Here is a 16413-nt window from a genome sequence, read left to right as displayed (position 1 = left end):
GCCTTTAAATACTATTAAGCGTTAGAACTTAAAACTGTGCGTTGTGGTATACGTTTTGTACATCGTCACAATCTTCAAGCATGGCTAAAAAACGCTCCATTACTTCAACGTCTTCGCCTTCAATCGGTGCCTCTACTTGGGGTACAAAAGCAATCAAGTCTTCGTCAAATTCGGTCACGCCCATTTCTTCAAGTGCGGTACGGGTGCTGTTATATTCAGTATGTGGAGCAAACACGGTGACTTTGCCGTTTTCTGCTTCTACGTCGGATACATCAACATCCGCCATCATCAATGCCTCAAGTACAGTTTCATCGTCGTCACCATCAAATACAAAAATAGCAAGGTGATCAAACAAATGTGATACTGAGTTTTGTGCGCCAATTTTAGCATTTGCTTTGGTAAAACATACACGTACGTCGGCAAAGGTACGTTTGTTATTGTCGGTTAAACAGTCAACAATAATCATGCAGTTACCTGGGCCGTAACCTTCGTAGCGAGTAGCTGCATAATCTTCGCCGCCGCCGCCTTTCGCTTTATCAATTGCGCGGTCAATTACGTGAGCGGGTACTTGATCTTTTTTAGCGCGTTCAATTAAACGACGCAGTGCTAGGTTACCGTCTGGATCGATTCCGCCGTTCTTAGCACATATATATATTTCTTTACCGTATTTTGAATAAACTTTAGTTTTAGCACCCGCAGTTTTAGCCATTGAATCTTTTTTGTTTTGGTAAGCTCTTCCCATCTGCGTTTCGCCTTAATATCTATAAATAATTGAAAAATTTGCAAGGGCATATTCTAAAGGTAAATGCAGGGCAGGGCTAGTAATACCCATTTTATTAATAGGCAAAAATAAAACAACCCGCCTAAGCGGGTTGTTTAACACGTGACAATCAATGAACGATTGTAACGAAATTACCAGATACGAACGCGTTCGTCTTCTGGTAGGTATAACTCATCCCCTGGTTTTACATCAAAGGCTTTATACCATGCATCGTGGTTGCGTGGAGCTTGCGCTCTAAAGCGACCAGGTGCGTGTGTACCGCCACGTAATTGATTTAACATGCTTTGCTCGGTGCGTTTTTCTTTCCATACTTGGGCCCATGCTAAGAAGAAACGTTGATCGCCGGTTACACCATCAATCACCGGTGCTTCTTTGCCATTTAAGCTTAGTTTGTAGGCATGGTAAGCCATGGCTAAACCACCTACATCACCAATATTTTCACCTAAGCTGTTACGACCATTTACAAAGTTACCTTCAATTGGCTCATATTTGCTGTACTGAGCGGCAAGTTTGTCGGCTTTAGCATCAAAAGCGGCGCGGTCTTCATCAGTCCACCAGTTACGTTGTATACCGTTGGCGTCTGATTTTGAGCCTTGATCATCAAAACCGTGGCCCATTTCGTGGCCAATCACAGCACCAATACCACCGTAGTTTACCGCAGGATCTGCATTAGGATCGAAAAACGGCGGTTGTAAAATAGCGGCAGGGAATACAATTTCGTTAAACGAACTATTGTAATAAGCGTTAACACGTTGTGGTGTCATGCCCCAACGGTTACGGTCGGTTTTCTTAAGCTCTTTTTCAACACTGTCGGCTTGGAAAAACTCACGCATATTTTTTACATTAGCCATTAAGTCATTGTTACTAATGTTTAAGCCTTCATAGCTTTGCCATTCATCGGGGTAACCAATTTTTGGCACAAACGCGGCTAATTTTGCACGCGCATTTACTTTTGTTTCTGCGCCCATCCAATCTAAATTGTCTATACGCTCACCCAGGGCAGTGCGCAGGTTTTCAACTAATTCAGACATTTGTTGTTTAGACGACTCTGGGAAGTAACGCGATACATAAATTTTGCCAATAGCAAAGCCTAATGAACTTGTGCCTGACATTTCGCTAATAGCACGTTTCCAACGAGGGCGCGGTTCTTGCTGACCATTCAACTCTTTACCAAAAAAGGCAAAGCTGGTGTTAAATATATCTTCAGATAACAACCCCGCATTACCATTAATAGCGTGATACGTTAGGTAGTCTTTCCATATGTTTAATTCTTCATTGTTGATTAAGTCAATCATGGCCTTAATAGGTTCAGGTTGCGACATGTTTAACTGTGGCACTTTGTAACCTGTTTGCGCAAAGTATACATCCCAGTTAAACCCGGGGTACTGAGTACTTAACTCATCGCGCTTTATTTGGTTTAGGGTTAAGTCACGATTACGGCGTTTTTCGCGAGGCCAATGCCCCTGTGCAATTTTTGTCTCTAACGCTAAAATTGCTTCAGCGCGCTGTGTGGTGTTTTCAATTCCTGCAAATTTAAGCATATCGGCAATATGTGCAACGTATGCTTGACGGGTTTTTACAAAACGTTCTGCGTCTTCAAGGTAATAAGAGCGATCGGGTAAGCCTAACCCGCCTGCACCAAGTGACATTTCATACTTATTAGGATCTAAGCGGTTAAACCACATACCGCCCCCAATGGGGGCGCGAACACCTGTTAACCATGATTGGCCAAAGATTTTTGCTAAGTCATCAGTTGACGCTACTGCGTTAATGTCGTTAAGCAGTGGCTTAATGGGGGTTACACCGAGTTTATTAAGTGTGTCGGTATCCATGTATGAATTGTAAAAATCGGCGACGAGTTGCTCTTCAGCGTTTAAGTTTTCACGCGCTGCAATCTCTTCAATAATTTCTTTTACACGGTCTTCACTGCGCTCAGCTAAGGCTGAAAATGCACCATAGCGAGTTTTATCTGCTGGCATTTCATAATTGTCGTACCATGAACCACTGGCGTACATAAAGAAATCATCGCCTGGTTTTACTGCTTCGTTACGCGCGCTTAAATCAACCCCAAAGGTGCCAAGCTCTGCTTTCGCAGTTGCGTGTGGTTTTTCAGCTGTTGCTACTTGTTGTGTTTTTGTTGTTTGTGGCTCTGAGCAGCCAGTAATAAACGTGGCAGCGAGTGCGGCTGCAATTAAACTCTTTTTCATTATTGTTTCCTATGTATTCATTGTATTTAATGCGTTATATTTTTGTTATAAAAATAGCCACTCGATTGTATTGATAACTTCACTTCAAAGAAACCTTTTGAGGTGAATAACCGTTCAGATCGATAAAAACCAGTATTTGGCATATCTTTCACCTCAAAAAGCCTGATATGTAGCCTGTTAGTTTACTGGTTTTGATTGTTTTTGTTGTAAGGCCCACATGTGAGCATAGTCACCATGTTGAGCAAGTAATTGGTCATGTTTTCCTTGTTCTACCACTTCGCCCGCTTTAAGTACAATAATGGTATCGGCATCGGTAATGGTTGATAAGCGATGTGCAATAACAAGACTGGTGTGATTGGATGCCACTTCTTGCATGGCTTTTAATATTGCTTGCTCCGATTGCGAGTCGAGGGCAGAGGTTGCCTCGTCAAAAACTAAAATGGGTGATTGTTTTAAAATTGCTCGGGCAATGGCAATGCGCTGCTTTTCTCCACCAGAAACTTTTAAACCGCGCTCGCCTACTAAAGTGCTATCACCTTTATCTAAGGTTTTTATAAAGTCGGTTAAGTGCGCCATTTCAATAGCTTTATTAACTTCATCATCAGTAGCTGAGGGTCTGCCGTAAGCAATGTTTTCTCGTATGGTGGTATTAAACAGCACTGTGTCTTGGGGGACTATCGCAATGGCTTTACGCAGGCTTGAAAGTGTCACAGTATTGATGGCTTGTTTATCTATGCAAATAGATCCGGATGAGAGCTCATAAAAGCGATACAATAATCGGGCTAACGAGCTTTTACCTGCGCCACTGGCGCCGACAATGGCCACTTTTGAACCCGGGGCTACTTCAAAGCTGACGTTTTTTAAAATGGGTCGGGTGTTATCGTAACTAAAACTGACATTTTTAAAGCTAATTGCGCCTTGTTTAATTTTTAATGCTTGTGCATCGGCGTTATCGGCGATTTTTGGCGAGGTGTTTAATAAACCGAGCATGTTTTCAAGGTCGGTAAGGGCACGGCGTATTTCCCGGTACACAAAGCCTAAAAAATTCAGCGGTAAAAATAGTTGAATCATATACGCATTAATCATTACCAACTCACCAATACTGAGGTTGCCCGTGACGACTTCACTTGCACCTAGCCACATTAATGCGGTTATTGCGCTGGCAATTATCAGTGCTTGACCTGAATTAAGTGCTAATAAAGACATCCGATTTTTTAATCTAGCGTGTTCCCATTTAGCTAAAAAAGTATCGTAGGTACTAGCTTCAAACGTTTCATTATTAAAGTATTTAACGGTTTCGTAATTTAATAAGCTATCAATGGCGCGAGTGTTGCTTTGGTTATCAGCAGCATTAGACTCGCGAATAAAGCGGTTTCGCCATTGAGTAACCGTCACAGTAAAAAAGATATAAATAGCCACAGCAAGTAAAGTAATAAGTGCGAACCAAATTGAAAACACAGTACCAAAAATAATCGCGACGGTTATTATTTCAAATAAGGTAGGCACAATGTTAAACATTAAAAAGCGCATTAAAAAACTTAACCCACTCGTACCACGCTCTATATCTCGACTAATGCCCCCAGTTTGCCTATCTAAGTGAAAGGCTAAATCTAGCGAGTGTAAATGCTTAAATACTTTAAGACCAATGTCACGCATGGCATGCTCGGTTACGCGAGAAAATACAGCATCGCGTATTTCACCTAAAAACACGCTGGCAAAACGCAGCGCGCCATACATAACAAGCAACAATGTGGGAATAAGCAACACCGGGTTAATGGATTGATCAACCGAATCGATAATTTCTTTAAGTGCCCATGGCATCAATAATGTTGCACCTTTAGCGCCCACTAATGCACAAACGGCAATAAATACTCGGCCTTTAAATTTAGTGATATAGGGCCAAAGTGTTTTAACACTTTGTTTTAGGTTCATTGCATCGTGGCGTTTTTCAGATGATTGTCTAGCGCGCATCGAGGATCTCAGTATGTGTTTTTGTATAAATGAAATTAGCTTAAGCTATTGTATTTTAATTAGCTGCCCTAATACCGATCTTCCGCACCCATTTTAAGAATAAATCCGCTGATATTTTTCACCCAAGCAATCAACAATGGTTTGATTGCGCGGCTGCATATTCGCCACCATGGGTGGCTTATCAGGCCAATACATTATGATGATATGCTCGAAGCACTGGAACACCCAGCGTGCCGTGGGGCGTTGGCCCGGCTTGTATTTCATTGTGGGGAAGTAGCAGTTTTTCTCGACCAAGGTTTTGCGAATTTGATGCTCTAACCCCGCGTACACCATTAGGCAGCAAGTCATTACCATGAGTAACGCTTCAATGCGCTCAGGCTTTTTCAGGTAAATAGCGCTCGTAAGGAAGTCGGGACTTTTCAAGAATCGAAAGCCTTTTTCTACATTCTGCTGCGCTTTGTAGCTGCTCAGCAAGTTTGCCATGTCAAGATGGTCGCTAACATCATTGGTGGCAATAATGAACAAACCCAGTTGTTGTAAAGCGGCTTTTCTGGATGCCAGAGGTGTGCATAATGCACCCGTAATCTGGTATTCGATACGCTCAGGAGATTGTCCGAGTTTAGGGCGTCCTGCTCCCTTAAAAATGGCTACTTCAACAACATTTGCATCCACATCACATACCGCTTGTTTACCTCGCCATTTTATAAGGGCGCTTTGTGCGTCATTTTGGCAAACGAAGCGTTGTTGGCACAGTTTTTTAAAGCTTTTGCGGGCAACTTCTCCGGCTTTTAGCATACGCTTGTTCAGGTTATGCTGCTCTCGCTTATACGCCTGCTCACTGCGAATGAGTAGCCATTTTTGTTTCACCCCCCCGTATTCACTGTCATAACTCACGCCTTCATAGCCAGGTGAGATAGGGGTGAAATTCAAGTTAGGCGCTTGCTTAACAAGGGTTTTAGCTTCTTTGAGGGTTTGCGGTACCCGCGTAATGAACAGTTGGCCTTGAGTATGTAAATCTTTAATGGTTTCTTGCACATACAAGGCGGCATCGGCCACAAAGTAGCGGCTGGCTTGCGCGGCTTTTAAACTGCCAATATGTGCCTTTACAATCTGTTTAAAGCCTTCCATATCATTGCTGTTGCCACTGGCAGGCTTCATATAAACCGGAATGCCTGACTGGTTCTCACAGATAAGATTGAGTATCACTTGGTTGAGCTCAGGGCGATGGTCGCGCGAATAACCTTTCGCGATACGGATAGGTTTTGGTTCGTCATCATCAGGCTCGCTTGTCGCTTTGCCATCGTAATGAAAGCTTGTTGAATCAAGGTGTAAAGCTTCGGTTTGTAACCCTAATTTCTCTACCACCGCCTCACCCAATTGCTGATACAGCTTCGATACGCCGTATTCATATAAGGTGTCTAAACAGCGACCAAGCGCATCGTCGTTGATGTGCTCGGACTTTACGCCTTCACCAATTAATCTATCAAGCGGCTTGCCTTGAAAATACTCGCTGTACATATGCAGTGTGCGGCCAGTGAAACCTAGGCCGTTTAGCACCATAGCCAACACTAATTGACCACAACTGATGTTGCGCTCAGGCGCCACGCCACCGAGTGCGTTATCAATCATATCGACAAAACCTAGATCGTGACAAAATCCAGCAACTAAGCCGTGGTGTTCGAGTTTTTGGGCATAAGGGATAGACATAAATACGCGCTCTCAAAAGAGAGTAATAGATCAAATATAGGGATCGCCGTCAAGTATTTTTTAACAAAATTCGATCAACCGCTCATTTAATGAACTAATTTAATTCAGATTTAGGGTGCGGAATGACAGCTAATATACTCACTATCCTTTATTTTAGTTTTAAATGACAGATGTTTAAATTTCGCGTTTTTATAGCTACTTGCTTGTTTTTTGTTGCGCTATTTAGTGTGCAAAGCAATGCTGTGGATGTAAAACACAATTTAAACAATAGCGAAGGCATGCATAGCGACGTTATAAATTTAGATCATTTGACTAAAGCCCCTGCACCCGTGCATTTGCCAAAAAGTGTACAACATAAAAATTCGCAACCTGCCGATTTTGATGCCCATCAACCAAGGTTAACAGCCAATAACTCATTTTTATTTTTACACAGTGCGCAGGGCGACCCTGAGTACGATGTAGTGTATGAGTTTTTTGCACTGACTGACTGCAGGCATATTTATCTGCGCCCACAAGCGATAATAATTAGCCAGCCTTGGTATACGTGGGTAACTAAAAGTAAAAAGTCACGCTTAAGTGGCTGGAAAGACGCCAACCTGTTATATACCGCCTTAATTACTTACCACGCTTAATGTTTCTTATTTAAAGTTAATTGGTTTGAACGCCTAGCGTTTTGACTTGTAAATTAATTGTGCCTAATAGGTACGTTACTGGATTGTGTCCGGTAATAAGGAACAACTATGTTAAGTTTAAAAAAACAAAAAAAGCCAGTTATGGCTAAGTTTAAATTGCGCTATGTAGCCATGCTGGTTGTATTGGTTCTACTGGCAATAAGCGCTTTGCCTAATTTATACCCGAATAAGTCGTGGTTGCACATTAGTGCTACGGCTGAGGTTAAAACTCAAGCAATACTCAGTACTCAAACGTTAGTAAACTTTTTAAATAACCAAGGGTTTGAGGTCAGCCAAGGTGTACAAAACCAAGCAACTATTAATGTGCTTTTAAATAAGCCAACGCAAAGTGCGAAGGCTCAAGCAGCAATTAAAGCACATTTTCCAAGTACTCAGGTTAAAATTGTTGAACACGCCACGAGTCCATTGTGGCTTCAAGAGTTTGGCTTATCGCCAATAAAGTTAGGGCTTGATTTAAACGGCGGGGTATTGTTTGTACTCGATGTTGATTTAGACAAAGCCATTGATGAGCAATTACTCAGTGCTTATCAGCAAACCAAAGCCATTATTGTTAAACAAAAAGCCTATGGTGTTAAAGCACAGCAAACCAACCAAGGGTTTGAAATTACCGCTTTAGGAAATGCCACAGATAACCTTCTGCCTGTGATTAGTGAACTTAAAAGCCGTTTTGCAAATTTAGCCACAACAACATCAACCAATGGTAATTTACAGTTAGTGAAAGTGAGTTATTCTGATCAAGGACGCAGCGCATTTGATCAAGAGGTGATGAGTCAAACACTCACTACGCTTCGCTCCCGCATTGAAGAGCTGGGTATTACCGAGGCGGTAACACAGCGCCAAGGTAAGCAGCGTATTCGCATTGAGTTACCCGGCGTGCAAGACCCAGCCGAGGCAAAACGTATTATTGGTGCTACTGCGTCATTGGGGTTTTATCAACTTAAAAATAATGGCGGGCAAACGTTTAATCTGCAATCGGGTGGGACTATTAAGCTCGACCCTGTGCCTATTTTTACCGGTGAACATATTAATAATGCCAATGTTGGCCGTGATGATTGGGGTAAACCATTAGTACAATTGAGCCTTGATAGCCAAGCTGGAGAAGCTATGTCGGCGTTTTCAAAAGCTAACATTGGTAAACCTATGGCAACGCTCTATTCAGAGTATTCGCAAAATGCTAAAGGGGAAGTGGTTAAAAAAAGTGAAGTAATAAATGTTGCTAATATTGCTCAGCATCTAAGTTCGCGCTTTAGTATAACCAATATGCAAAGTCCACAAGCCGCGGCCGATTTAGCATTGTTACTGCGTGCTGGCTCACTCACTGCGCCCGTAACCATAGTACATGAACAAACCATAGGTCCAAGCCTAGGACAAGAAAACATTAATAACGGTTTAGCCGCGTTAATGTTAGGCATGGGCTTAACACTTGCTTTTATGGCGCTGTGGTATCGCCGTTTAGGGTTTATCGCAAATGTGGCATTAATTTTAAATTTAACCTCACTCGTAGGGCTAATGTCACTCCTACCAGGCGTGGTTTTAACGCTTCCTGGTATTGCCGGTTTAGTGCTGACCATAGGTATGGCAGTTGATACTAACGTGATCATATTTGAACGGATAAAAGAGGAACGTCGCAAAGGGCGCCCTCCATATCAAGCGATACAAGAAGGCTATAAGCAGGCGGCTAATACTATATTTGATGCCAATATTACCACCATGATCACCGCGATTATTTTATACGGCATAGGGTATGGGCCGGTTAAAGGCTTTGCCATAACGTTGGCTCTTGGGCTTATTACGTCGGTATTTACTGGTGTGTATGTATCAAAGTATTTAAGTCAAAGCGTATATTTAAAGCTAGGTAAAAAATCAGGAGTAAATGAACATGCTTAACACTTTTTTAAACTGTGAGTCAGGGACGCGTATGCGTTATACCGGTATGTTTATTAGTGCTATGTTAGTGTTGTTATCGGTGTTCACTATTGCACAAAAAGGACTAAATTTTGGCCTTGATTTTACGGGCGGTTATTTAACAGAATTTACCACCAGCCAAGGTGTTGAACTAAAGCAGCTTGAGTTGTTTATTACTAAAAATCATCAGGGTGAGTTTGAACTCACAGCGCTAGGCAATAATCAGTTTCAATTAACGCAAGGTCCAAATAAAGGAGCAAATAATGACAAGTGGAAAACGGCAATTAGCCAAAACCCAACTATAAATGCTGAGATTTTATCATCCGCTTATATTGGATCCCAAGTGGGGGATGAGTTATTTGAGCAAGGCTGCTTAGCATTATTTGCTGCTATGATGGCGGTGATGCTTTATTTAGCGGTTCGTTTTGAATGGCGTTTGGCATTGGGCTCTGTAGTGGCTTTACTGCATGACTTAGTGCTGGTGGTAGGCTTATTTTCATGGTTGCAAATAGAGTTTAATCTAACCGTTTTAGCCAGTTTGTTGGCGATTATTGGTTACTCTCTTAATGACTCAATCATCGTGGGGGATAGAGTACGCGAGCTGTTACGCATACCAACAAACATCACGCTCAAACCAAGCAGTATTATTAATAGCGCGATTAAAAGTACCTTAACGCGTACGCTTATTACCTCAGGGACGACGCTCGCAACAGTAGCCAGTGTTTGGTTGCTAGCCGGCGCACCCCTAGAAGGATTTGCTATTGCCTTGTTTACTGGCATCGTTGTCGGTACGCTTTCCTCTATTTGTATTGCTGTTACCTTACCTGAACTACTTGGGCTAAGTGCTAAAAACTATGATAAGCAGGTTGATGAACAAACACAGGCATTAATGAATATGCCATAAACATGAGAGAGCACAGTTGCCACATTGCAAAGGGATAGTGTTCGATGTGGCAACAATGCTAAAATGGTAAGATTATTTTAGCATTGAGTAAATACCCAAAATGAATAAAAACCATGTAATTGAGCACCTGCGTTTTGCCTTAGAAGCGCAACTTAATACCGCCAAAATAGCAGCAAAAACTGCGCATGACACCGCTACCCACGAACAAAGCGTTGCTGAAACTCAATACGATACTCTTGGACTTGAAGCTGCGTATTTAGCGCAAGGTCACGCAGATCGTGTGAATGAGTGTTACAAACAAATACAACTATTTGAAGCCACATACAACAACACAGTGACAGGTGCAATTGGTGTAAATTCGCTGGTGTGTTTAGCAGATGGCGCTGGCATACAAAAATGGTTTTATTTAGGCCCTGCCGCAGGTGGATTAACGGTTGACGTTAAAGGTATAACTATTCAGGTGGTCACCTCAGCTGCACCACTGGGTAAACAGTTATTAAGTAAATACATTGATGATGAAATTAGCCTAACCATAGGTGATGTTAAGCATAACTACGATGTCGTAAAAGTGCTTTAAATTTAGGTATTAGTTATTTATGAATGTAGTATTGGTTAGTGATATTTTTGGAAAAACCCCCGCTTAATAGAGTTAGCACAAAGGTTAGATGTTCATACCATTGTTGACCCATACAGCGCAGTGGATATGGCATTTAAAAGTGAAGCTCAGGCCTATGCTTACTTTACAGAACAGGTTGGTGTTGATAACTACACATCCATTTTACAGCAGGCAATAGAACCGCTTACTGAAAAGGTTACACTCATTGGGTTTAGTGTTGGGGCATCGGCAATTTGGTCTGTTGCTGCAAAGCCGTTAATAAACAATATAAGTCGTGGAATTTGTTATTATGGTTCGCAAATTAGGCATCATGCTCATTTAAATCCACAGTGTGAGGTAGAACTAATATTTCCTTGCAGTGAAACTCACTTCGATGTGCAAGCATTGAAAAATAGTTTGGCAACAAAGCCTCTCGTTAAAACCAAGCAAGTTGACTACTTGCATGGTTTTATGAATCCGCATTCGAATAATTTTAATCAAGCGGGTTACGACGAAACATTAAACGCATTAGCGAAAAAGTTAACCCTAATACAAGCAATAAAGTAACCCCTTGTTATTTTATGTATTTACTAAAAACAAAGCGTGTCTTGGTCATTTTAGTGTATTAATAATTTTAATTAGAGCTGATTTTTTGCTGTTTTAAAACACAAATTAACGAGGGGGAAGTTAATCAATAATTTTTATCTTGACGCTAAAAATATCTCGTTTGTCACTTTTAATAAAAGGGCATATAAAGCGTATGTCGCTTAAGCAATTTAAGCGCTAACGTTTATAGTAGATACTCGTTAAAGCACCTATCGTATTAAGTGATTTGCTAAATGCTGCACTTAGTGCGATAGGTGTTTCTATTTTGTAGTTTAACTTGCTGATCTCATAAATTATATCAGCACACTTTATATTGACTTAACTAGGAAAAGTCGTGTTTAAAACCTTAATTGTGGTTGATAACAATGAGCAAACCCTTGCTCTTTCATTTGAAAATGTCATTACCTTTAATACCTATCTACGTGATTATCCAAAACGTAACGAGCCAAAAACGCGCATTATTAATTTATGTGACTCTAGTCAGTATTTGAGTAAAGGTTATTATTGTTCGTTGTTAGCTGAGGCACGCAAGCACCAAGTATTACCCAGTGTAAAAACAATAAATGCGCTTCGCAGTCATCAGGCGGCTGTGCAAAATATTGGGCAAATTGAAGGTGCCATTTATTTTGGCCACACCGAGAATGAAACACAAATTAAAGCGGTGAAATCGGTATTTAAACAATACCCAGCGCCCATATTATTTGTTGATGAACAAGGGCTGTTACAGCAAGGTTCATTAGCGTCGTTAAATGAGCAACAATATGCCGACTTTTTATCTAAACTCAGTGAATTTACTCAAACGCAATGGCGAATTGGTAAAGTAGAGCGTCGTTTTCGCTGGGATATGGCCATTTTGGTTGATCATAACGAGAAAGTACCGCCGAGTGATAAAGAGGCCATAGCGCGCTTTATTAAAGCAGCCGCAAAGCATGGTATTAACGCAAAAGCACTCAGCTTTGACGAAATAGATAACATAGCGCAATTTGATGCGCTATTTATTCGTCAAACAACGGCGATAGATCACCCTACGTATCGCCTCGCGAGCAAAGCACAGAATTTAGGGCTGGTGGTGATTGACGATGCAGAGTCTATTTTACGTTGCTGTAATAAAGTGTATTTGCATGATGCCTTTAATTATCAAAAAGTGCCGAGTTTAAAAACTGTGGTAGTGGCTGATCAATCCAGCGACACCATAACGCAATTAGAAGCATCGTTTAGTTATCCGCTGGTATTAAAAATGCCGGAAGGATCATTTTCTAAGGGTGTGTACAAAGTGGTGAACCGTGAAGAGCTTGAAGCTAAACTTGCTGAGTTATTTGCAATAAGTGCATTAGTATTGGCGCAAGAATACATGTACACCGAATACGATTGGCGTGTAGGTGTGCTTAATGGCCGCGCAATTTATGCATGTCGTTATTTAATGGCACGTAATCATTGGCAAATTTATAACCATGACGCTAAACGGTTTTTCTCGGGTGGATTTGAAACATTGCCAACCTTTGAATTACCAAAAGCGGTGTTAGATGCGGCGTTAAAAGCCTGTAAAACAGTAGGTAAAGGCTTATATGGTGTGGATGTCAAGGAACATCAAGGCCGAGCCTATGTATTGGAAGTAAATGACAATCCAAGTATTGACCATAAAGTAGAAGACGGTTATTTAGGTGATGAGCTATACATGATCATCATGGACGAATTTAAGCAACGCCTTGAAGCACGAGGTCGTGGTTAATGTCTAACGCACAAGCTGATAAAAAGGCTTTGATAGAGGCAAGTAAGGTGTTTATTCGCCTTGCAACCATAAGCGACTTAAAAGCGTTAGTGATACTTGAAAACAGCTGTTTTAAAAACGATAAGCTGAGCCCTCGCAGCTTAAAGCGCTGGATAAGTGCCAAACATGGTATTTTGATAGTTGCTCAAAGTAGCTATACAGAACAGCTTTACGGCTACGGGCTAGTGTGGTGCCATAAAGGCACGCGCTTAGCGCGTTTGTATTCGTTGGCAGTCTTACCGGCAATGCAAGGCAAAGGCATTGCTAAAATGTTACTTAATTCGCTTGAAGAGGCGACTTGTGAACGTGGGCGTCTATACCTACGTTTAGAAGTTGCTGTAAATAACGAAAGTGCTATTGGGCTTTATGAGAGGTTGGGTTACAGGGTATTTGGTCAGTATAGTGATTATTACGACGATCACAGTGATGCTTTGCGTATGCAAAAAAATATTCGCCAAAACAGTGAGTTAAAAGTAGCACGATTAACACCTTGGTATCAGCAAACGACAGATTTTACCTGCGGTCCTGCAGCCTTATTAATGGCATTAGCTTCACTTGAGGGCAGCACTGAAATGAGTCAATCACATGAATTGGCACTGTGGCGTGAAGCCACTACTATTTTTATGACCTCTGGGCATGGTGGTTGCCATCCATTTGGACTAGCACTGGCTGCAAATAAACGTGGTTTTAAAAGTGAAGTGATTATTAATACCGCAGCACCATTATTTTTAGATGGGGTACGTAGTGATAACAAAAAATCAGTATTGGCCACGGTACATCAGCAGTTTGTTGAAGGGATCGCTGCGGCAAATATCACAGTCAAACAAAAAGATGTTGAATTAACCGATATAGAAAACTGGTTAAGCCAAGGATTTAGTGTGTTGTTATTAATTAGCACCTATCGGTTTGATGGTAAAAAATCACCGCATTGGGTGTGTGTAACGCATTTAGATGAGCATTGTGTTTATGTTCATGATCCGTTTTGTGAGCCTGTAAATGACAAACAGCTTGCAATAGATTGTCAATATGTACCAATTGCACGCAGTGACTTTAGTAAAATGTCGGCTTTTGGTAGTCAAAGGCTTAGAACAGCAATCGCCATTAGCAAAGTATAACGTAATTATAAACTAGGATAATCAGTGACATTTTTAGATTTTATCGATGTAGCGCCATACTCTTGGGCGGCCATTGGCACCGCCGCTTTTTGTGGTGCTATTATTGGTATTGAGCGCCAGCTTCGTGGTAAGCCCGTGGGTATTCGCACCTCAGCACTTATTACCTTAGGTACTTACTTGTTTTTATCAACCGCGTTTAATTTACAAGGCGATGTAATAGATCATTCTCGTGTAGTTGGACAAATAATTACTGGCATTGGATTTTTAGGTGCCGGTGTTATGCTGGCAAAAGATGGCGCCGTTGTAGGGGTTACCTCTGCTGCCACTATTTGGGTTCTTGCCTCTATTGGCGTGATGATAGCAACTGAAAATTTAGGTGCCGCGATTAAACTTTCAGTACTGGTGGTCGGTATTTTATATGGTGTTGATGTCCTTGAGGCCAAATTTAAGAGCTTAAGTAAAGGCGTGCATGCCAAGGTAAAAAGTTACCATAAACGTTATTATCGAAAAGAGACGATTGATACAGAGCGTCACTAACCTCAGATCACAGGCGTTATGCTGATAATACCCTTTTTTCGAACCCGATTGCCTCATCAATCGGGGCAGGGCGACCAATAAAATAACCTTGTACACTGTCTACATTAAGCTTTCTTAATGCGTTGAGTTCTTCTTGTGTTTCAATCCCCTCTGCAACGATGGTGCAATCAATTGCTTTTGCAAATCCACACAGCGCTTTTGCAAGTAAAAATTTACGTGCGTCGGTGTTTATATTCTGTGTAAGGCTGATGTCTAATTTAATGATATCAGCTTCCAGCTCCAATATGTGTTGGAACGATGAAAAGCCGGCGCCTACATCGTCAATTGCTAAGCGCAGCCCTTTGTTTCTAAGTGGGGTGAGTGCATCGCGCATTTTAGTGTAGTCTGAGATTGGAGAATGTTCGGTTATTTCTAAGACGAGTCTGGTGCAGTCGGCTTTTTGTAACGTGTGTTCAAGCGCCCCACTGATAATGTGTAAAGGCGAGCTTATTATAAATCTATCATTATTTTTGTACGGCAATTTAGCCAAATAACTTTCGTCTCACTACTTTTCTATACTCGCTTGGGGTTTGGCTCAAGACTTTTTTAAACACGCGGGTTAAGTGTCCTTGATCGTTATAGCCAACCTCTAATGCAATCTCTTGAATTGATAAGTTAGAAGAGGCTAATAATTCTTTAGCGCCCTCTACGCGTAATTGTTGCCAATATTCGATTGGACTTTGGTTGGTAGCGTTTTTAAAACGCCGGGTGAAGGTACGATAGCTTAAACTAAATTGGGCGGCGACCGCTTGTAAGTTCAGTTCACTGGCTAAATTCGTTTTTAACCAAAACTGTATTTGTGCTATGAGCTCATCTGGGTGACGGTCAACTGCTCCTTCTAGGTAACGTTGATCTTCGTAAGGTTTTCGTATTTCATGAGAAAAGTTGCGCTCCACATGTTGCGCTGCCTCCTTACCATAATATTGACTAATAATATGCACAATAACATCAGCGAGTGCATTGAGACTGGCTACGGTGTACATTCGTTCTGATTGCGTGATAAAAAAATCGGGTTTTAAACTGACATTGGGATAGTCATGCTTAAATTGTTTAGCATAATGCCAATGGGTAGTCGCAGGGTGGCCATCTAGTAAACCAGCTTCTGCAACAAAACAATTACCTGTGCCTACGCCAATAATATGGCTTCCCATAGTAAAACTTTCAGTTAACCAATTTACTACAGACTGATTAGCAAGAAGCACAGGTCGAGGATTACGCCAAATACCGGGCACAATGACTAAGTCGCAATAAGGTGTGTTTTCACAATCACAATCAGCAACAATTGAAAGCCCCGTACGCGTTTTTATTGGGGTCGTGTCCTTAGCAACTAAATGTATGGTCAGTGGTTTAAACCCACGTTTTTTGTTATGGCCTTTAGCATACGCTTCACCTGCGCGTAACATCTCAATGGGGAGGGTTAAGCTAGTAACCAGCAGGTGCTCAAATACGGCAATACCAATATTAATAGGGTACAGTGGTGATGTATTACTCATTATGAATGCTCCGACCAGTTGTTTTTGGCCTTTTATGCCGCTTATTTGGCTATTAAAGCACAAAGCTGTACTCGTAATCCAATTAAACTGAGG

Annotated in this window: 14 protein-coding genes; 8 read left to right on the top strand and 6 right to left on the bottom strand. The window is 41.5% G+C overall.

Annotated features, from left to right (window positions below; genetic code table 11):
- Positions 1 to 28: 28 nt before the first annotated feature.
- The 4 genes from AC6H44_RS08185 to AC6H44_RS08170 form a co-directional block, all read right to left on the bottom strand.
- Complete coding sequence (locus AC6H44_RS08185; RefSeq protein WP_500735000.1) at positions 29 to 742, bottom strand: YebC/PmpR family DNA-binding transcriptional regulator; 714 nt, start codon at positions 740 to 742, stop codon at positions 29 to 31.
- 170 nt (positions 743 to 912) lie between these two features.
- A complete protein-coding gene (locus AC6H44_RS08180) occupies positions 913 to 2988 on the bottom strand; it encodes a M13 family metallopeptidase (protein WP_500734999.1) in 2076 nt (691 codons plus the stop codon).
- Positions 2989 to 3165: 177 nt separating this feature from the next.
- Positions 3166 to 4959 (bottom strand): ABCB family ABC transporter ATP-binding protein/permease, encoded by a 1794-nt coding sequence (locus AC6H44_RS08175; protein ID WP_500734998.1) that lies wholly within the window; start codon positions 4957 to 4959, stop codon positions 3166 to 3168.
- A gap of 93 nt (positions 4960 to 5052) precedes the next feature.
- Positions 5053 to 6666, bottom strand: coding sequence for an IS1634 family transposase (locus tag AC6H44_RS08170; protein WP_500734997.1), 1614 nt, complete (start codon positions 6664 to 6666; stop codon positions 5053 to 5055).
- A gap of 170 nt (positions 6667 to 6836) precedes the next feature.
- Here AC6H44_RS08170 and AC6H44_RS08165 point away from each other — a divergent pair, with 170 nt between their 5' ends.
- The 8 genes from AC6H44_RS08165 (at position 6837) to AC6H44_RS08130 (ending at position 14788) form a co-directional block, all read left to right on the top strand.
- On the top strand, positions 6837 to 7298 hold the full coding sequence (locus tag AC6H44_RS08165) for a hypothetical protein (RefSeq protein WP_500734996.1): 462 nt from the start codon (positions 6837 to 6839) through the stop codon (positions 7296 to 7298).
- A gap of 108 nt (positions 7299 to 7406) precedes the next feature.
- Positions 7407 to 9245 (top strand): protein translocase subunit SecD, encoded by a 1839-nt coding sequence (gene secD / locus AC6H44_RS08160; protein WP_500734995.1) that lies wholly within the window; start codon positions 7407 to 7409, stop codon positions 9243 to 9245.
- Positions 9238 to 10167 (top strand): protein translocase subunit SecF, encoded by a 930-nt coding sequence (gene secF, locus AC6H44_RS08155; protein WP_500734994.1) that lies wholly within the window; start codon positions 9238 to 9240, stop codon positions 10165 to 10167. Before secD ends, secF begins: the two co-directional genes overlap by 8 nt.
- A 100-nt stretch (positions 10168 to 10267) precedes the next feature.
- Positions 10268 to 10744 carry a transcription elongation factor GreAB gene (locus AC6H44_RS08150; protein ID WP_500734993.1) on the top strand — a complete coding sequence of 159 codons (477 nt, stop codon included), beginning with the start codon at positions 10268 to 10270 and terminating at the stop codon, positions 10742 to 10744.
- 126 nt (positions 10745 to 10870) lie between these two features.
- A complete protein-coding gene (locus AC6H44_RS08145) occupies positions 10871 to 11329 on the top strand; it encodes a dienelactone hydrolase family protein (protein WP_500734992.1) in 459 nt (152 codons plus the stop codon).
- Between the two features lie 373 nt (positions 11330 to 11702).
- Positions 11703 to 13097 (top strand): RimK family ATP-grasp domain-containing protein, encoded by a 1395-nt coding sequence (locus AC6H44_RS08140; protein ID WP_500734991.1) that lies wholly within the window; start codon positions 11703 to 11705, stop codon positions 13095 to 13097.
- Positions 13097 to 14251 (top strand): peptidase C39 family protein, encoded by a 1155-nt coding sequence (locus AC6H44_RS08135; RefSeq protein ID WP_500734990.1) that lies wholly within the window; start codon positions 13097 to 13099, stop codon positions 14249 to 14251. Before AC6H44_RS08140 ends, AC6H44_RS08135 begins: the two co-directional genes overlap by 1 nt.
- A 24-nt stretch (positions 14252 to 14275) precedes the next feature.
- A complete protein-coding gene (locus AC6H44_RS08130) occupies positions 14276 to 14788 on the top strand; it encodes an MgtC/SapB family protein (protein WP_500734989.1) in 513 nt (170 codons plus the stop codon).
- Positions 14789 to 14804: 16 nt separating this feature from the next.
- Here the strand turns inward: AC6H44_RS08130 and AC6H44_RS08125 are convergent, their stop codons facing one another.
- The gene (locus tag AC6H44_RS08125) at positions 14805 to 15317 is read right to left on the bottom strand and encodes an EAL domain-containing protein (RefSeq protein WP_500734988.1); all 513 of its coding nucleotides are present in this window, start codon (positions 15315 to 15317) and stop codon (positions 14805 to 14807) included.
- A complete protein-coding gene (locus AC6H44_RS08120) occupies positions 15310 to 16320 on the bottom strand; it encodes a GlxA family transcriptional regulator (protein WP_500734987.1) in 1011 nt (336 codons plus the stop codon). Before AC6H44_RS08120 ends, AC6H44_RS08125 begins: the two co-directional genes overlap by 8 nt.
- Positions 16321 to 16413: the final 93 nt, after the last annotated feature.

The organism is Pseudoalteromonas sp. TAP-3C, assembly GCF_059888565.1.
The sequence above is the reverse complement of the archived record's forward strand: the minus strand, read 5'-3'. Positions and strand labels throughout refer to the sequence as shown.